Source organism: Enterococcus sp. DIV1537a (assembly GCF_051712085.1).
GTDB lineage: Bacteria > Bacillota > Bacilli > Lactobacillales > Enterococcaceae > Enterococcus > Enterococcus faecalis.
On record NZ_JBIOOE010000001.1, the window covers coordinates 1,709,048 to 1,727,837 of the forward strand.

Annotated in this window: 17 protein-coding genes and 1 pseudogene; 5 read left to right on the forward strand and 13 right to left on the reverse strand. The window is 36.5% G+C overall.

Annotated features, from left to right (window positions below; all coding sequences use genetic code 11):
* Positions 1–52 precede the first annotated feature (52 nt).
* Together IGJ41_RS08470 and IGJ41_RS08475 are read right to left on the reverse strand one after the other, a co-directional pair.
* The gene (locus IGJ41_RS08470; protein ID WP_078127046.1) at positions 53–2,758 is read right to left on the reverse strand and encodes a cation-translocating P-type ATPase; all 2,706 of its coding nucleotides are present in this window, start codon (positions 2,756–2,758) and stop codon (positions 53–55) included.
* A 317-nt stretch (positions 2,759–3,075) separates the two neighbouring features.
* A complete protein-coding gene (locus tag IGJ41_RS08475) occupies positions 3,076–3,726 on the reverse strand; it encodes a YczE/YyaS/YitT family protein (protein WP_002364152.1) in 651 nt (216 codons plus the stop codon).
* 88 nt (positions 3,727–3,814) lie between these two features.
* On the opposite strand from IGJ41_RS08475, the gene IGJ41_RS08480 reads away from it, so the two are divergent.
* The 3 genes from IGJ41_RS08480 to IGJ41_RS08490 all read left to right on the forward strand — a co-directional run bounded on the left by IGJ41_RS08480 (position 3,815) and on the right by IGJ41_RS08490 (position 6,238).
* Positions 3,815–4,480, forward strand: a complete 666-nt coding sequence (locus IGJ41_RS08480; protein ID WP_002381758.1) for a cyclic nucleotide-binding domain-containing protein — start codon at positions 3,815–3,817, stop codon at positions 4,478–4,480.
* Positions 4,481–4,551: 71 nt separating this feature from the next.
* Positions 4,552–4,947 carry a DUF3224 domain-containing protein gene (locus tag IGJ41_RS08485; protein ID WP_002362038.1) on the forward strand — a complete coding sequence of 132 codons (396 nt, stop codon included), beginning with the start codon at positions 4,552–4,554 and terminating at the stop codon, positions 4,945–4,947.
* A gap of 109 nt (positions 4,948–5,056) precedes the next feature.
* On the forward strand, positions 5,057–6,238 hold the full coding sequence (locus tag IGJ41_RS08490) for a multidrug effflux MFS transporter (protein WP_104855793.1): 1,182 nt from the start codon (positions 5,057–5,059) through the stop codon (positions 6,236–6,238).
* A 40-nt stretch (positions 6,239–6,278) separates the two neighbouring features.
* Here the strand turns inward: IGJ41_RS08490 and IGJ41_RS08495 are convergent, their stop codons facing one another.
* Positions 6,279–8,111 carry an LTA synthase family protein gene (locus IGJ41_RS08495; RefSeq protein ID WP_104855792.1) on the reverse strand — a complete coding sequence of 611 codons (1,833 nt, stop codon included), beginning with the start codon at positions 8,109–8,111 and terminating at the stop codon, positions 6,279–6,281.
* A 208-nt stretch (positions 8,112–8,319) separates the two neighbouring features.
* On the opposite strand from IGJ41_RS08495, the gene IGJ41_RS08500 reads away from it, so the two are divergent.
* Positions 8,320–8,469, forward strand: coding sequence for a hypothetical protein (locus IGJ41_RS08500; RefSeq protein ID WP_002357118.1), 150 nt, complete (start codon positions 8,320–8,322; stop codon positions 8,467–8,469).
* 150 nt (positions 8,470–8,619) lie between these two features.
* Positions 8,620–8,970 (forward strand): iron chaperone, encoded by a 351-nt coding sequence (locus IGJ41_RS08505; RefSeq protein WP_202524619.1) that lies wholly within the window; start codon positions 8,620–8,622, stop codon positions 8,968–8,970.
* A 10-nt stretch (positions 8,971–8,980) separates the two neighbouring features.
* On the opposite strand, the gene IGJ41_RS08510 is transcribed toward IGJ41_RS08505, so the two are convergent.
* The 10 genes and pseudogenes from IGJ41_RS08510 to IGJ41_RS08555 all read right to left on the reverse strand — a co-directional run bounded on the left by IGJ41_RS08510 (position 8,981) and on the right by IGJ41_RS08555 (position 18,787).
* Entirely contained in the window at positions 8,981–9,331 is a 351-nt protein-coding gene (locus tag IGJ41_RS08510; protein ID WP_002360043.1) for a DUF2200 domain-containing protein, read from the reverse strand.
* 73 nt (positions 9,332–9,404) lie between these two features.
* Positions 9,405–10,409: an SIS domain-containing protein gene (locus IGJ41_RS08515; RefSeq protein ID WP_438714251.1), complete on the reverse strand. Its 1,005-nt coding sequence runs from the start codon at positions 10,407–10,409 to the stop codon at positions 9,405–9,407.
* On the reverse strand, positions 10,403–11,479 hold the full coding sequence (locus IGJ41_RS08520) for an SIS domain-containing protein (RefSeq protein ID WP_002370979.1): 1,077 nt from the start codon (positions 11,477–11,479) through the stop codon (positions 10,403–10,405). Before IGJ41_RS08520 ends, IGJ41_RS08515 begins: the two co-directional genes overlap by 7 nt.
* Positions 11,480–11,489: 10 nt before the next feature.
* Positions 11,490–12,323 (reverse strand): PTS system mannose/fructose/sorbose family transporter subunit IID, encoded by an 834-nt coding sequence (locus tag IGJ41_RS08525; RefSeq protein WP_002384383.1) that lies wholly within the window; start codon positions 12,321–12,323, stop codon positions 11,490–11,492.
* Positions 12,304–13,095, reverse strand: coding sequence for a PTS mannose/fructose/sorbose/N-acetylgalactosamine transporter subunit IIC (locus IGJ41_RS08530; protein WP_002357107.1), 792 nt, complete (start codon positions 13,093–13,095; stop codon positions 12,304–12,306). Before IGJ41_RS08530 ends, IGJ41_RS08525 begins: the two co-directional genes overlap by 20 nt.
* 15 nt (positions 13,096–13,110) lie before the next feature.
* The gene (locus IGJ41_RS08535) at positions 13,111–13,581 is read right to left on the reverse strand and encodes a PTS sugar transporter subunit IIB (RefSeq protein WP_438714254.1); all 471 of its coding nucleotides are present in this window, start codon (positions 13,579–13,581) and stop codon (positions 13,111–13,113) included.
* Positions 13,582–13,592: 11 nt separating this feature from the next.
* On the reverse strand, positions 13,593–14,012 hold the full coding sequence (locus IGJ41_RS08540) for a PTS sugar transporter subunit IIA (RefSeq protein WP_002389037.1): 420 nt from the start codon (positions 14,010–14,012) through the stop codon (positions 13,593–13,595).
* Between the two features lie 71 nt (positions 14,013–14,083).
* Entirely contained in the window at positions 14,084–16,855 is a 2,772-nt protein-coding gene (locus IGJ41_RS08545; RefSeq protein WP_153854418.1) for a sigma 54-interacting transcriptional regulator, read from the reverse strand.
* Positions 16,856–16,998: 143 nt separating this feature from the next.
* Complete coding sequence (locus IGJ41_RS08550; protein WP_002357102.1) at positions 16,999–17,214, reverse strand: hypothetical protein; 216 nt, start codon at positions 17,212–17,214, stop codon at positions 16,999–17,001.
* 211 nt (positions 17,215–17,425) lie between these two features.
* A pseudogene (locus IGJ41_RS08555) lies at positions 17,426–18,787 on the reverse strand (deoxyguanosinetriphosphate triphosphohydrolase).
* Between the last annotated feature and the right edge of the window lie 3 nt (positions 18,788–18,790).

The following is an 18,790-nucleotide window of genomic DNA, read 5'->3' on the forward strand; positions in this document are numbered from 1 at the left end:
ATAAAGAAAAATTGACTGGTTTAAGTACCAGCCAATTTTCTTTTCTTATTTATTAAGCACCTTTACCTGCTTTACGTTGGAAGAACTTCACAATTTCCACAATTGGGATGATAGCAAAAGAAGTACCTGCTACAATTGCCCATTGATATGCATCTAAATGTGTAACGCTGAATAAATCATTAAATCCTGGAATAACAATCGTTGCAGCTAATAGCAAGAACGAAACAAGAATCCCATAGTTAAATGATTTGTTGCGGAATAAGCCAACTTTGAAAATTGATTGATAAATCGACTTCACATTAAAGGCATGGAACAATTGAATTAATCCCAAAGTAGCAAAGGCCATGGTTAAAGCATCGCCGTGTTGTAAATCATACAACGCTTGCGCCGATAAGTTTGTGTTAGCTGCGGTATGTGCTGGGAACATAATTGACATTTTATACACAATCAAAGTCAATGCCCCTTGCGTAATCCCTTGATAAACAACACTGCTTAAAACGCCGCCAGAGAAGAAGTTCGATTTTTTACCACGAGGTTCATGGCTCATCACATCACGTTCTGCTGGTTCCACACCTAACGCAATCGCTGGGAAAGTATCCGTTACTAAGTTAATCCACAATAAGTGAACAGGTAACAAGGTATCCCAATTGAGCATTGTTGCAATAAACAAGGTTAATACTTCCCCTAAGTTAGCTGAAAGTAAATATTGAATCGTTTTTTGGATATTTGAGAAGACTTTACGTCCTTCTTCTACCGCTACAATAATTGTTGAAAAGTTATCATCGGCAAGTACCATATCTGAAGCACCTTTTGATACTTCTGTTCCGGTAATTCCCATACCAATCCCGATGTCAGCAGCTTTTAAGGCTGGGGCATCATTTACGCCATCACCAGTCATAGCAACCACTTTTCCTTCTTGTTGCCACGCTTTAACAATCCGAACCTTGTGTTCTGGTGAAACACGAGCATAGACAGAGTAGTGTCCCACGACTTGTGCGAATTTTTCATCTGACAATTCATTTAATTCAGCGCCTGTAATGACTGCATCGTCTTCGCCTTCTTTGATGATGCCTAAACGTGCCGCAATTGCTTCTGCTGTATCACGGTGGTCACCCGTAATCATAATTGGACGAATACCCGCTTCTTTCGCGACTTTTACAGCATCTGCAGCTTCTTTTCTTTCTGGGTCAATCATACCGACTAAACCAGCAAATGTTAAATCTTTTTCCACAAGTTCAGAACTCATTTCGGCTGGAATCGTCTCAACATATTTATAAGCCATTCCTAAAACACGTAAGGCTTGTTTCGCTAATGAGGTGTTGGTTTTCAAAATTTCTTGACGTTTTGTTTCATCTAATGGACTTGTTTCTCCATTTGATAAGATTTCCGTACAACGTTTCAATAATTCATCTGGTGCACCTTTGACAGAAACTAGGAAGCCACCTGTTTTTAATTCATGAACAGTAGTCATTAATTTACGATCAGAGTCAAAAGGAATCTCTGCCACACGAGGTTCAGCTGCTACTTTTTCGGTTACGTTAAACGCATGATCTAAACCAAATTGTACTAAGGCAGTTTCTGTTGGGTCACCAATTAATGAACCATCTTGAGCGATTTTTGTATCATTCGTAAAGTTCATGATTTTTAAAGCCATATTATCAGCAGGGATTTCTGTGGAAGCAGATAACACTTGACCATCTGTATACAACGCTTCAACGGTCATTTGATTTAAGGTTAACGTACCTGTTTTATCTGAACAGATAATATCTGTACTTCCTAATGTTTCAACAGCTGGTAACTTACGGACAATCGCATTTTTCTTGGCCATTTTTTGGGTACCTAAAGCCAAAATAATCGTGACAATCGCTGGTAATCCTTCTGGAATTGCCGCTACAGCTAACGAAATTGACGTTAATAACATGTCAATCCATGAACGACCATTCATCATTCCTACCACAAACATCACCGCTGCAATGACTAAAATGGCAATTGTTAACATTTTACCCAATTGGTTTAAGTTTTGTTTTAAAGGCGTTTCCGTTTCTTGTTCGCTTGCTAGCATGCCAGCAATTTTACCGACTTCTGTATTCATTCCTGTGCCAACCACAACGCCAAGACCACGTCCATACGTCACATTACTATTGGAATAAGCCATATTGATTCGGTCACCGATACCAATATCGGTTCCCTCTAAGATGGTTACTTCTTTTTCAACTGGAACAGATTCACCGGTTAACGCTGCTTCTTCAATTTTTAAGCTATTCGCTTCCAATAAACGTAAATCGGCTGGAACGACATCCCCTGCTTCTAATAAAACAATGTCACCTGGCACTAATTCATCACTTTTAACAGTAATGACGTGTCCATCACGGCGAACATTCGCATTTGGTGAAGACATTTCTTTTAATGCTTCAATGGCTTGTTCCGCTTTAGCTTCTTGGATGACCCCAAAGATGGCGTTCAAGATAACAACCACTAAGATGATAATCGAGTCTACCACATCATGGGAAAAGACGGCTGAAATGACCGCTGCCGCTAATAAAACAATAATCATAAAATCTTTGAATTGCTCAAAGAATTTCACGGCAAGTGATTTTTTCTTCCCTTCATCTAGCACATTTTCCCCGTACGTTTCTAAACGCTTTTGAGCCTCCTGTGCACTTAATCCATCAGTTGTTGTGTTCATTTTCTCCAAAACAACTGTGTCGTCTTGTGCGTAAAACGCTTCAGACAATTGTGTTTTCTTTTCTTCTGACATGTTCTTCCTCCTCTATTTTTTGCAGCATCCTTCAAGTACTATTTTACATTTCATCAAAAATAAATGAAAAAAAATAGACTTGTGTATGCTACTTCGTCGAACATACATAAGTCTCACCGTTTAAGACAACACCAGAAATTGCTTTCGGAGTTGGTGATGTTGTCACAGCATAAATACTGTCAGTTACTCCCTCATGAAAAAACTATTTAACATTGATTGGAGAACCAATGTTATGAATAATTACTTAATTAGTATACCGTTTTCCACTCTTTTTTTCAAATAAAAGTTCTGCTCATTTGAAAAAAACTGAAATCCTTTCATTCGGATTCCAGTTTCTTGATTTGTATTCGTAAAATACGTTGTTGTCCCCGCTTTCTCGACCAACTAATAACCCAAGAAAGTAAGAAAAGACTAATCACGGTTCCCTCACGAACAAAAATCGGCAAATGATAACTAATGGACAATCCTAGTGCTAAACTGACACAAAAAATATCAACTAAATAACGATAAAACTGAAAACTATAGCGCGTTCTTTCAGAAATAAGTGTACAAAATTTTTCAATGGGAAATTGCAAAACACCTAGCGCAACTACCTGTCCTGTCCCGATTCCTGCTATGATTGTCCCTAAAATAAATAGAACAATTTTAACCAAATAATTTTGAAAAACAAGCGAACCAAATAATTGATATAAGAAAAAATTAATGACAAAACCAAAGCCAATTAACGCCACCAAAATAATCAAATAGTCCTGAATTTTACGCTGCTGATCTAACAACCAACACGTGCCTAAAAAAGCTAAATTGATAGCTGTGGTAACAGTTCCGACTTTTAAATGAGTAAGTGTTGCAAAGGTCACATTAAATGCATTAAAACTACTAACTCCAATGCCTGCTTGAATTGTCAAACTGATGCCCAATGCACTAATTAAATAAAAAAGAAACGATAGCACAATTTTTTTCTTCCACATTATAAAAACTCCTCTACTCTTGATACGTCTATTATGTGCTACAATAGAAGAAACAAATAGGAGATATCTCCTATTATAAGGAGAAAAAATGCTTAAAACAGCCTACCAACGATCACCGAAACAAGAATTAGCTAAAAATACGCCTTTTTTTAATGAAACTGATTTAAAACACAGTTTTATTATCGATTTTGAAAATCAAGAATTCATTCATCACCAAGCAGAGCCATTCAATTATCTTTTTTATTTAATCAAAGGAAAAGCGAAAATTTTAAAAACAGAACGCAATGGCCGCCAATCCATTGTTCAGTTTTTAACGACAGGTGATTTAATTGGCGATTTAACATTAGTTCAAGCGGAAACGATAACCAAGGACGTTATCGCCTTAGGTGAAACCTGTTGTTTGGCTGTACCTTTAGCTTACGCAGAAACTGTTTTAAAAAACAAGGTACTTTTTATGCAGCAACTCAGCCATTATCTAGGGAAAAAAATGCTCCAACGGGTGGACCACTTTACAACGAATCAGACCTATGAACTAAGTTATCGGCTAGCGGAATTGCTATTGGTTGCCGCTAATCACGAAGATGTTTATAAAGAAAAACATACTGAGATTGCCGAATACTTAGGGGTTAGTTATCGCCATCTTATTTATACCTTCAAACAATTTCGAGAGCGCGGCTTTATTCAAAAACAAGGAACTGCTTATCACATCAACCGCTTAGCGTTACATTCTTTTGTTCAAAAAATGAAGAGTTAAAGTGGTGGATTGTTGACAAATAGTGCGCTTCCCGCTACCCTATTCTTATTAATAAGAAAGAAGGGACAGCAATGGAGCAAGCATCATTTACTGTATCTAGTTGGCAAGAACAACCAATTGATAATCTTAATGAAAATTTCCCAGTGAATCAAGCGAGCGCTACTTATCAATTGTCAGGCGCCTTATCTGGGACAGCTTCTGTGGAATACTTAATGACTTATCAAGGCTCTTCAATGGCAGATGGGCTTGAAGCTGTGGCTCAAGTGGTCGGTTTCCTACATTTCGAAGGAACTTATTTAGGAAAAAAAGGCACCTTTACTGCTTGCGAAAAAGGGACGTTTACACAGGGTCTTTTAGACTGCCCAGGTGAACTATTTCAAGCATCAGGTGAGCTTGCCGGTTTATCCGGTCGCTACACTTATGAATTTAGTCAAGAAGAAGCGCTTCTTCATTTAGACTTTGTATAATAAAAAATTTCAAGGAAAGTTGGTGACATTATTTTACTTATTTTAAATTTGGCGGTTGTAAAAGACAATGGGTGTTTTTGATTAGATTAAACTTTTAAGGAGAAAAATCATGAAAAACACCCGAAACACCGTCCCATCATTACTAATTATTATTTTGCTTGTGGGATTTCCACAAATCAGCGAGTCGATTTTCACACCCATTTTACCAGCGCTTAGTTCTGCTTTTAACATTCACGATAGCGTGGCACAATTAACCATGAGTATTTATTTTGTTGGCTTTGCCGTTGGCGTTTTATTCTGGGGAATTTTATCCGATACGATTGGACGTCGCCCAGCTATGTTATTAGGAATTTTATGCTATTTAATTGGAAATATTGGCCTTTTTTTGAGTCCGACATTTCCTTGGCTGTTATTCTTCCGTTTAATTCAAGCATTTGGTGCAAGCGTTGGTTCTGTTATTACCCAATCGATGATGCGGGAAAGCTTTAACGATCTTCAAAGAGGGAAAATTTTTGCTCAAACAAGCGCTGCCCTATCGCTATCTCCTGCCATCGGACCCTTAGTCGGCGGACTTGTTCAAACCTATTTTGGCTATCAGCATGTCTTTAGCACCTTAATTGTCATGGCTGTTCTATTACTTTTCTATAGTTTTTATCGTTTACCAGAAACCTTTCACTTAGGAAATACCTTAAAGAAAGCGCCTTTTTGGTCCGTGGCGAAACGCCTTTCCTTCGATTCGAAAGTTTGGTGCTACGGCTTATTGATTGGTGGCATTAATGGTTTATTGTTTAGCTACTATGCAGAAGCTCCGTTTATTTTCATCAATCACTTTGGCTTTAGCAGTGTCCAATATGGCTTTCTTGGTTTAGTTTTAGCTGTGTCTAGTATTCTTGCTGCAGTTCTTATCAATTGGTTGCTAGGATATTGGTCAGCGGAAAAAATTGCCTTTGCTGGTTTGCTGCTAAGTATCTTTGCGGCTTGCTGTTTATTAATAATGACACAATTTGAATCAATCATTGGTCTTATTTTGTTTATTTTTCTCTTTTTCTTAGGGATTAATATTACTTTGCCCAATGCCTTAAGTATGGCCTTAAAAGGCTATGAATCTGTAATTGGTACTGCCAGTGGGATTTTTAGTTTTGTCTATTACTTGTTTGTTAGTTTCTTTACCTATTTGATTAGTTACTTTCACAATGGCACCATTTGGGTCTTACCGCTTTACTTTTTAAGTTTTGCTTGCCTGTTAGCTTTCAGCTATTATGTCATTGTTTATCGTAAAACTTTAAAATAAAAATCAAAAAACACACGAATGTTTCGTGTGTTTTTTTTAGCTAAAAAAATTGATTTTCTAAACTATATTGCTTCCCTGAAACAATGTCATATTGAATCAGTCGATATTCCTCATATAGTTGTTCTTGCTTTTTATTCATTTCTACTGTTTTTTTCCATTCCCCACCGAGATAGTAATTTCCCTTTTCAAAAGCAGGCAATTGTCCTTGTACCTCATTTAGCATAGCGTAAAATCCCGATTGCGGTAAGCCGCTTTGTTGGAAAAGTGAGGGAGCAAAATAAAATGGACTAATAGTTGCTTGATGCTGATTTTTTTCTGTTAACTGGTTCGCCGTATCATACATTAGAAATTCTGTCTGGTGAAGGGCTGCCCCTTCATTCAACGCTTGAATGTTTTCATCATAAATACTTGGTAAGTGATCTCCCCAAAAAACGACTAATGTGCGTTTGGGCATTTTTTCGATTTCTTGTAGGAAATTTTTCAAAGCTTCGCTACTGTAGGCAATATCTTGCAAGTAATTATTGAGCGCGACTTGATTGCCGTTTCCTTGAGAAAAATAATTGGACGTTGTGTATTTGTTTTCATAGGGCATATGTGTTTGCATAGTAACTAAATGAATGAATTGCGGTTGCTCTTTTTCTTTAAGCAGTGTCGTCACTTCCTGATACGCTGCTTGATCTGAAATGTAAGGATTATTTTCTAGTTTATCCGTATAGTTCATTGTTTTTTCATTGATAAATTGATCAAAACCTAAAATTTTATACACATCTTTTCGTTTATACATAGATGTATTGTACGGATGAATAGCCGTTGTTTGGTACTTTTGTTCCTTAAGTAATGAAACAATGGAAGGCAATTCCGTCATCTTAGGAATCATCATTGTATAAGGTGTAGTCATTTGGGCATTCATTAATTCCATCGAAAAACTTGTTAGGGCTTCAAATTCAATATTCGCAGTTCCGCCCCCGTAGTTTTGTGAAAGCATCTGGCCACTGTAAGTTTTATCAGCGATTTGCTGATAATCAGCTAAAGGATTACCAATAATGGACAAACCTTTCAGATGATCTGGATTTGAAAAACTTTCACTCATGACAAACACAATATTTGGTTGCTCATTGCTCGGCACTGTTTTCGCCTCGGCTAACTTTTGATATTTCTGAGTAATTTCTGAAATAGCTTCTTTTGAATAACCCTTTGGTTGGTCCATAGCCTCTACTTTTAAATTATATAGAAAACCACCAATAAATCCCGTATTGTAGTAATTCATTTTTTGGCTGTAAGGAATCCATAACGCGGTTTTATTATAGGCTTTACGTAACAAATTTTGCGGATTGTTAAAATCACCAATATATGAAAATAGACCTATCGAAAGAACAAGACTTAACACACGAATCGTTTGTTTTTTCTTCGATAAAAAGAAACTTTTATAAAAGGCTTTTCCTAAGAAAAAAAGTGCTATACAACCTAACGCTACCACAAAAATAAACGGCCATAAACCAACCATTTCTTTTAATAAACTAACTTCTGTGATCATTTTTAAGTCGTCTGGGTAAATAGGTTCGACACGATAAAACATCTTTTGATAGTCCGCAAATCCTAAAACACCTATTATGACACTATATAAAAGAGCGCCAACTCCTAATGAGCCTGCCAGACTACATAAAAAAAGTAAAAAAACGCTTAGCACAAAACAACCTAAGAAAAACTTTTCCGTATGCCACGAAAAAGCAAACTTGAAGGCTAAATCAGCAGACAAGTTATTCTGACACCATTGCAGATATAAATTACTAAAAATAATTAATATGATGAACCCGATTCCATACAGAAGATAGCGGTAGGACCATCGTTTAAATTTCTCAACTCTCTTTTTCACATCGATCTCCTATTCAAAAACTAGTAATGTATTTATTTTATGCTTCTTGAAAAAGAATGTAAAGAAGTAGCTAACAAAGAAGTCTAAGGAATAGTAAAGAAAAAATGTTATTTGTTGCAAAAATAATTTTCCAGTGGTATAGTAACAATGGAATTTCGTTATCAGTTATCGTCGCCTTTTTAGAGTACTTTATGAAAGGAGAATAACTATGACTTACAAAGTAAAAAACATTCAATACCGTATTCAATTAGACACAGACAAAAATATTTTCATTGTTTTTGATGCAAAAAATGAAAGTAAAACAGCAACTGGTCACACAATTGAAGAAGCAATTGCACACTTAAAACAATTAAACTAAGGAGTGACAAACATTTCCATGCAAGACCCTTTAGGTAGTTATTTAAGCTAAAAGCCGTTTAGTAAAGAAAAAATACTAGACGGTTTTTTTGTATCTTCTTCGCCTTTTATTTTTTACATAGTATACTGAAACAAACGGAGATGTTTTTATATGACCATCATTGCAAACTATATTCGCCAGCAACCCCAACGTCAAACACAGTTAACAGAAATCTACCAAGCAATTTTAGCGGTTGTTCCTCAGGAGACTACTGAAAAAATCGCTTATGGAATGCCGACCTTTTACTTAAATGGCAATTTAGTGCATTTTGCGGCGGCCAAGCAACATTTAGGTTTCTATCCTACGCCATCAGCCATCCAACGTTTCAGCAAAGAATTACGCCCTTTTAAAACCTCGAAAGGTGCCATTCAATTTCCCTACACGCAAGAGTTACCTCTTTCGTTAATACAGGAAATAGTTAAATTCCGTGTACAAGAGAACATGAAAACAGGGGCTCATTGAGCCCCTGTTTTCATGTTCTTAAAATTTTTTCCATCGCTTTTCCCTTGGCCAATTCGTCGATTAATTTATCTAGGTAACGGATTTTTTGCATTAAAGGATCTTCAATTTCTTCCACGCGATAGCCACAAATTACGCCTTTGATCAATTGGGCGTTTTCATTAAAATTGGGTGCTTCTTCAAAAAATGTTTCCATCGTTACTTTTTGAGCCAATTGTTGTTGCAAGCCTTTTTCATCATAACCAGTTAACCAATAAATAATTTCGTCAACCTCCGCTTGCGTTCGATTTTTACGTTCTGCTTTTTGGATGTATAGCGGGTAAACACTGGCAAAGGTCATTGTATAGATTTTCGGTTTTGTCATTGGTTTTCCTACTTTCTGAAGTATTCTCTCTTCAGTCTACCACAGGCTTGCTGGAAAAAGAGGCTATTTTGTCTTAGTAATCAAATTGACGATAATAACGACGAATCTCTAATGGGTGACAATTTAATTTTTCTACATGCGCATCAATGCGTTGCGTTACCGCATGCATTAGGAGAAATGAAACAACTCGGCCACGATATTTTTCACTAATTCCTGGAAGTTCATACGCTTTCGAATCAATAATTGTATAATTGGCACAGATTTTCGGCAATAATTTTGCTACTCGTTCTGCCAACGGTCGCTGCTCGTCTTCTCCAATAAACAACGTTACTGGCGTAGTTTCATCTACAATTTCTAGCGTTCCATGTAAGAACTCTGCTGCATGAATTGATTTTGAACGAAGCCAACTTTGCTCTTCCCAATAGCACATTGCATAAGAATAGACCGCTCCCCATTGGTTCCCTGCGCCAATAAAATAGTGAATGCTATCATGACGATGTTTTTCCGCAAAAGCTAAGCCAAACGCATCGGCACTTTTTTCGGCTTCAGCTAAACCTGTAGGCAAATATTCTTCCAATTCTTGGTAATAATTTTCGTAATCTTTAAATTCGTTGTTTTTTTGCATTAAACGATCAGCTACCATAAAGAACTTGATTTGCTCAGTTCCTGGGGCTGGATAAGTCACCACATAATCACATAAATCTGCTAAAAGACTGTCTTTTGCATCAATAAAACCAAATAACGTCGACCCGACCTTTTTGATTTCTTGAACGGCTTGCACCACCTCTTGTGTTGTCCCAGTAACGGAAGACAAGATGACGAATGATTTTTCTGTTAAACGTTTATTGCCTGTTGTGTAATACTCAGCAGCATGTTGAACATAGATTGGTAAATTACTTTTTCCATTCGCATAAGTAACTGCTTGCATGGCTGAAGCATAAGTACCGCCGATTCCTAAATAATAGACCGCATCAAATCCTTTCGTCCAAACTTGATCAACAACTTTTTCAACATCTGAACGCAAGGCTAAGGCACCTCGTATGTCTTTGATTTGTTGTTCTTCATTAAATTTTAACATGGCTGATTTCCCTCTTTCTTTGCTATTTTACTTTTTAGGACACAATCAAAATCATCAAAAATCCGTTGAGATAAATCAATTCCTTTACTTGTAGCTACTTGATACGCCAAATATTGAAATGGAATAACTAACAATAAAGGACTAATTTTTTCTTCGACATCACTTGCTAACTCTAACGTATTTGATGCTCTCGTTGAACGCGTTGTAATTGTGTAACATTGACCAACATAATTGGCTAGATAGTTTTTCAAGGCTTGGCTACGTGCTTGAATAGGACTTTGATTCTCAATAAAAAACAAAAGATGTGTAGTATCCGCTTCAAGGTAAGGCCCATGCATATAGGCTTCGACTTCAAATCCTTGGGAAGGTAAGCGAACTGTTTCTGTAAACTTCGTCTCAAACTCTTTCGCCGTACCAATATTGGGCCCATAACCAATTGCGATAAATCGTGTCCCCTCTGTTAATTCTTTTTTCGTTTTTTGCCAAAATTGTTCGGTTTTATAAATCACCGAATCGATTTCCTGAATTGCTTTGGCAAGTTTTGCTAATTCTTCTTCAACCTCTACTTTTGTTAATTGATGCTTTTGATAGCCCAGTTTCAAACCAAATAGAAATAAATTTAAAAGTGTTGCCGTATAGCCTTTTGTGACAAAACCAACTGTTTCAAGCCCCATTTTTAAATCCAGGACTTCATCCACAACCTCCGTAATCGGGCTGGTGACATCACTTGTCAAGGCCACTGTTTTTACAGACGTTTGGTTTTTAATTTTTGCAATGGCATCAATTGTTGAAGCACTTTTACCACTTTGCGAAACCGCTACGACCAGATCAAACCGATCATCCACTTTGCCATAATGAGCAAAATTGAACGGCTCTTGGATTTCCACATAAATAGGCGCCACTTCTTCAAGGTAAACTTTAGCCGCCTGACAAGCATTATGTGACGAGCCAGTTGCTAAAATTAGACAGTGCGTGACCTTTGAAACGTCTGTATCAGTTAATTGAAATTGGTTAAGAATCTGAGTTAGGGCTGCTTGCTCCTCATTTATATAATCCAGCATCGTTTTCATATTTTGCCTCCTAAAATAGACCAATTAATGAGCCAAGAATTCCGACAATTGCCATGCCACCTAAAATCGCTAAAGGTTTTACTTCTTTTTTCAATAAATAAAAAACAAAACCAAAGGATGCAAGCGGTAATAATTTAGGCATGATATCGTCAAAGATACTTTGAACCGTGACTGCATTTTTGCCACTTCCGCTGATTGTAATCGGGATAGTTAAATCAATCATGGAGGCGGTCATAGCACCTACCACCATCAAGCCAATTATTGAAGCGCCTAATGTGAGACTTTCCATCATGCCATTTGCTTGAATTTTTTTGAGAAAACCAGTTCCTAATTTATAGCCCCAACGATTCAGTAAATAACGAACAATCACATGGGGGACGTTAAAAATGAGTAAAAATAGAATTGGCCCTAACACATTCCCTTGTAAAGCTAACGAAGTTCCAACACCTGTTGCAATCAAGCGTAAGGTTCCCCAGAAAAAGGAATCACCTAAACCAGCTAAAGGTCCCATTAACGAGGTTTTAATACTATCGATTGTTCCAACTTCAAAATTTTCGTCCAGAACATTTTCTTCTTCCATTGCAGCATTAATTCCTAAAATAAACGTCACGATATGCGGCGTAGTATTAAAGAAAGCAAGATGCCGTTTTAAAGCTGCCGCCATCTCTTCTTTTTGAGGATATAATTTCTTTAAAATAGGGATCATGGCATAGACATAAGCCATATTCATCTGACGTTCATAATTCCATGAAAATTCCATTTGAAATGAACGCCAAAAGACTTGATTAAGTTCTTTTTTTGTAATTAAGTTTTCTGTCTTAGTTTTAGAAGTCTTCGTCATCATCAATTACCTCCCCACTTGTTGTTTGTATTGTTTCATTCTTTCCTTTGGCATAATTCATGATATTCACAACAATTACTGCTGTAATGGCACCCAAAATTGCTACTCCTGTTACAGGTAACTTAAAGTAGGCCATTAAGACAAAGCCTAAAAAGAAATATGGCGCTACTTGTTTGTTAATCAGTAAGCGTGCAAGCATCGCAAATCCTAGCGCTGGAATAATCCCCGTTGCAACAGACAACCCATGTTGAATAAATTCAGGGATCAGATCAAGTAAGCCTTTAATGGTGTTGCTGCCCACGGCAAATGAAATAGTTACAATGAGCGCTAGCATGAACGATAAGCCAAAGCCTGCAAGTAAATGCATGCGCTCCACCCCTTTATATGCTCCTTCTTCAGCATACTGATCAGCTTTTTGACTCATGATTGGGATGAGCAAACCCAAATAAATATTTTTAAGAATCAACGTTAACGTTGCGATTGGCAAGCCTAAGACTAAGGCTGTTTCTGTTCCTGCGCCAGCAGTAATAGCAAACGCTGTACCAAGAATCCCACCAGTCACTACATCAGGTGGGATTGATGCGCCCACTGAAAAAGAACCGATGAAAGCTAACTCTAAGGTCGCGCCCATGATTACGCCCGTTTTAACATCACCTAATACAATTCCGACAAATAAACCGGTTACAATTGGTCTTGAAAGCAACGAGGTACCTAAAGCATATTCCGACTGCGCAATAAAAGCGATGCAACCTAAAAGAATCGCTTGTCCTATCATTTGTATTTCTCCTTTCTACAAGACATTTAATGCTGCTACTTTTTTGTCATTTGGGACTTGTCGAATTTCAACTTCACAATCATTTGCGACCAATTCTTTAACCATTTTTTCTTCATCCGGTGTGATATCAATTGCTTTAGAAATGTTTCGAGTATTTTCCCTTACTTTCATCCCTCCTAAGTTAATTTCTTTTATTTCTGGATAGGCAGTAGCCAATCGATAAGCATCTTCCACACTTTCAACTACAATAAAAAGTTTGTATTTTTCTGTAACACCACTTTTTAGTGCGGCAATCGCATCTTCAATCGTTTTAATGACCAGTTTTACTCCTGCTGGTTTAGCTAGCTTAATGGTTGTTTTTCGAATATCATTTTTAGGTACGTCATCATTTGCGATTAAAATACAATCGGCGCCTAAGCCTTGGGTCCATGAAAAAGCCACTTGACCATGTAACAAGCGATGATCGACTCTTAACAATTTAATCATTTCAATTCCTCCTAAAATTCTTCTTCTAAAATTTCTTTACTAGATAACTCATTACAATAACAAAGACTTTCTTGTCCGTTTTCAACGGCACGTTTTACTAAATCAACTAATGAATCAACAGTATTTATTTGGGTATATATTTCAATTAACGTTGCTAAATTTAATCCTGAAATTAAATGCATTGCTTGTTTCCCCACATAATTAAAGAATTCGTTATTCACGCTTCCGCCAAATAGGTCTGTAATCACAATTAATTCATTTTGTTGATTGTTCTTTAAAATGTCTTTGACCGTCTTGGCTAAATCATAAGGTTGTTCCATATAAGCGCAAAGACATTCCACATTCTTTGTTTCACCACAAATTAAAGCTAATGATGTCTGAATCCCTGCAGCGAAATTACCATGTGTTGCCAGAATAATTTTACGTTCCATTTTCTTCACCTCACTTACTTCTTTATATAGCAAAAAGAGTGCCAAAAAAGTGGCACTCTCTCCTTTTTATTTTAAAAATCGCTTTCTGCGTTGTTAAACTCCGTTTTTCCAAACAACACATCATAAACATAAAAAAGCTCCGATTCAGGTATATTGACACTATAAACTTTTTCAATGACACTAAACGCCTCTTTCAACTCTTGCAAGACCGTTCTTTGACACTGCTTTAGTTGTTCGGCGCCATTATAATTTTCAATAGGTTCATTCCGGATTAATCGTTCAATTAAACAACTGACATGGACATATACCGCCAATTTACGATCATTTTGAATCGTTTGTTGCCACCGCTCTTCTAATTGAATTAAAAAGACTTCTACTTGTCGAATAATTTTTTCTGTATCTAAAATCGTCACTGATTGAATGACCCGATCTAATGAAAAGTTACGAATCAACTCATGATTTACATAGGACAGCATATCTTTAGTTAATTCTCTCTTTGTCCATTCTAAAAGGGTCGTAATTCCTTTTCCTGCAATCAACTCTTCTAAAGAGATATACGGGAGGTCATTTGAAGACGGGTTGTTTGTACCGATGATGCCGACAATCTCATATTCTGGAAAACTTTCTTTGATCGACTCTGCATTACGTAATTGATTATACTCACAAGGAATAATCTTTAATTGTGCTTCCGCAGGTAAACTTTTTTCAAGTAAATCTCTAATTTTAACGGCTGTGCCAATTCCGGTACTACACGTTGTTAAAATGACACGTTCCGTTTTATTTTCAGGTAATATGATTTCCCATTCATTTGGATGAACCGTTAACGCTTTTTGGGGCAATTCTTCAAAAGAAACTTCGTCTTTAATGGCTTCTCCTATAGACAGAGCCAAACTTGTTGTCACATTATTCATTAATAAAAAAGGACCTTCTTCTTCTGCCGGAAAATACTGATAAATTTCTTTCAATGAACCCATATCAAAAAGAATTACTAAACCATTCCTCGTTTCTTGACGTTCCATATAGTGAATTAAGTGTTCGGAAATTTTTTTGGGAGTAACATCTAACGGCATGTCAAACGATTGGAAAATTGGCACATTTAACAGCCGATTTGCAACATTCGCAATACTACTTGCTGTAGCATATCCGTGGGCAACAATCACCGCTTTCGGATAGTGACTTTCCTTTACTGAACCCGAATAGTGAAGATAAATGGTGACAATAATTCGATCCATCTGGGATAGCTCAATATCTAATGAACGTTTCACTAAAGTTAACAGTTGCTCAGCGTAGCCATAACTAGTTGCTAATTTGGTTTGAACTTCTGTTAAAAGTTCGTCAATGACTGTTGTAGGTTCTTTTTCTGGAAACCAATCAATGCATCTTCGTTGAAACAGATAGGTGCTTAATGCATAGACTAAACTGCCATTAAACCGAATTTGATAAGACGATTCAATCGTTTCCAATAATTGACGGATATTTTGCGTAATAAACAATAACATTTCGTGATTTTTCTCTCGCTTCTTTTCAAATAATAAATCATCGAATAAGCGTTCAATTTCTTTCGAGATGTCGTTATTGGCAGTAGAAAGATGATGATGGTGAGAGACATAAAGACGAAGGATTCGTTCATAACTCTGGATAATTCTTCTTTGCGCAAGCTCTGTTTCCTCTAACAAACTAACCAGATTTGTTTGCTCATCTAAACGAATAGGCAATTCATTTTCATCAGGAGCTAGTCTGATCGATTGATCTAGAAATTCTTTCGGTAAGTCGTGCAAAGTGATTGGTATAACACGTTTATCAAGGTTGGCGGCAAAGCTTCGTGCAGTAATAATTTTTATATTATTTCTTAGTTCACCTACATTGCCTACATAATGGTGATTTTCTAAAAGTTGGATAACTTGTGGCGTGATAGTAACTGCTTTTTGAATAGCTTGCTGTTCCTCATAAAATGCTCGCATAATTAATTGTTTTCTTTCCGCTTGGGTGCGTTCAGCAAGACTTGGGATTTTAATTTGAATAGGAATTCGTCTTAAAAATGTCGTTAAAAAGGTGCTAGAAATTTCTTCAGTTGTGGCAAAGCACAACCGACACGTAACAGGAATGGGCCGATTGGTTTCACCCATCCGATAAATGATACCCTGATCTAAAAATGTAAACAATTTTTCCTGCCCTTCAGGACTCAAACGATGAACTTCATCTAAAAATAAAACGCCCCCTTCTGCACTTTGAAAGGCCCCAATTTTATCGGAATCTGCTCCCGTAAAAGCGCCTTTAAGATGCCCAAATAATTGACTAGTTAAAAGCTCTGGATTGTTGGCATATTGCGCACAATTAACTGTTACAAAAGGTGCTGAATCGTCAAGTAGTTCTTTTGAAAGACAAAACTGATAATATAAGGATGCTAAAAAACTTTTACCCGTACCACTTTCACCTGTAATTAAGACAGGCAATCCACCGCCAGGATAAAGCGCTGCCATTTTTAATTGTTCGATGGTCTGGGCTAAACTACCGCGATAACCAATGACCGACTGAAAAAAATCACTTTTGCGATCAAAAACAGGCTGTTCATCGATCATTTCTTGGAAACTTTGATAAACAGTTCTTTTTAAAAGATAGTTTTGTTGCTGAAACGCTTCTTTATGAAAAAAGTAAACTGGTCGTGTATTGATCTTAACTAGAATCCCTTCTTCGTTTAACTGATTTAAATAGTGACTAGCTGTATTTCGTTTGATAGAAAATGTCGTTGCAATATTGCTTGCTGTGAAAATTTCACTGACTAAAGATGGTTCAAAAAAAGCTGTTTGATTGCGTAAATAATCAACAATTTGTGTTTTTAACATAAAATCACCTCTCGTTTATCATAACGTACCTAAAAAAAACGTCAATATTCAAAATTTCTTTTGTTATTTTTCTTTATATAAGGAGCCCATTTTTTATGTTATTTAATCACAGGAACCTGATTCTATCATTGCAGAATAGGCTTTCATTCAGTATACTGTAAATAGAGGAACAAGAAACGAATTGGATAATTAGGCACTGAAAGAACGCACCACCGTTCTGAATGTTTCGAAACACACAACAGGTTATCGAAATGGCCATTGGAGAAAAATTCCTTTTTCTCCGAGGTTAGCGATTGTGACATGTTGCAATCGTTTTTTGTCCTTAAAATGTTGAGAAAAAGAAAAAAGGCACTTTGCATGTCAGCACCACCTGACAAACAAAGCCCTTCATAGACAGCACAACCTATCTATTCCAGTTGCCTTTTTTGCTAGTTACACTAGCTAATTTTAGTGTACCCGATTTTCAGTGAAATTACTAGCATCTTTAAAATTTTTACTGAAACGATCAGCCTGTGCAATGAACTAGTTTTCTTCAGCGGCGGCAACCGCTGAGAAGCTTTTTCTCAAATTTTAAGTGAATAATGTATCATAAACTTTTTTGGCATATCCATCCGTCATATTACATACAAAGTCCACCGCCATTTTCAAACGATAATAGTCTTTTTCTGCTTCTGTAGCGTTCTTTGCTTCTCTTCTATACAACGCTTTCGCGCTTTCCGAAATATTATTAAAGATTCGCTCCTCATACTTATTCATGGAAACTTTTTCGTATTTCAGTACGACTGGAACAAATTCATCTAGTAAACGATTGATGATATTGAAGCCCAATACCTCTTGATCCAAAATTGTTTTTGTTTGAAAAACATAGACTCTAGAAAAGTTTTTTAATGCCTGAAAGCATTTCACTTCATCACAATCTTCAATGATAATTTCATTTTGATAGATACCACTCATAATTAAGTCATAATGATTAGCAAAATTTTTCGCTACGCTTTGACAAACAGCCCTTTGTGTCTTTCTCAAAAATTCTTGTAAGGTAGCTTCTTCTGTTTTATCTTTTTCTAACATTAAAAATTTTTTTGTTCCTGTTTGCGCATCAACAAACTGCTTTAAATCTTGATAGCTGTATAAACCATAATTATAGGCATCTTCGATATCTGAAAAAGTATAGGCGATATCATCTGAAGCTTCTAACAAAAAGACTAATGGGTGTCGCTTATTTTGTGTTCCTGTCGCAAATTTAATGGCGTTAAACACTTGTTTTTCCGAGTAAAAATAGCCAACTTTTTTAGACAAAAGCTGTTGCTTATTTAATTGATCTGAAGATGCCGTATATTTGATAACTGTATCTAATGTCGTGGCGGTTAGTTTCATTCCTGCTTTAGAAGTCCCATTATCATGATGCAGTTTTGTTAAAAGTCGAATGGTTTGAGCGTTGCCTTCAAAGTTAAGAAAATCATTTTGTTGTTGCTCCGAAAAATCAGACCAACAAGCATACAAAGGACCATTTTTTTCAAACCAAATACGAATGGCTTCTTACCCAAAATGTCCAAAAGGGGGATTGCCGATATCATGGATTAATGCAGCTGTTTCTAACAACCGATAGCATTCTGATAATTCCATAACCTCAATGTTTCGTTCGTTCAACTGTGAAATAACTAATCTAAGTATATCCCTGCTATGCATTGCCACTTCTAAGCTATGTGTTAAACGTGTTCTTACAAAATCATTACGTTCTAAAGGAAAAACTTGTGTTTTATCTTGTAAGCGTCTAAATGCATCACTTTTAATTACTCTACGATAGTCACTATCAAAAGATTTACGAAGTTCTGTGGCTAAATCAACTTGCTTATTTAACCAGTCATTTTGATATTGTTTACCATTATCAGAAATACGATATGTACCAACCAACTGACGCCAATTCATTTTCATTTA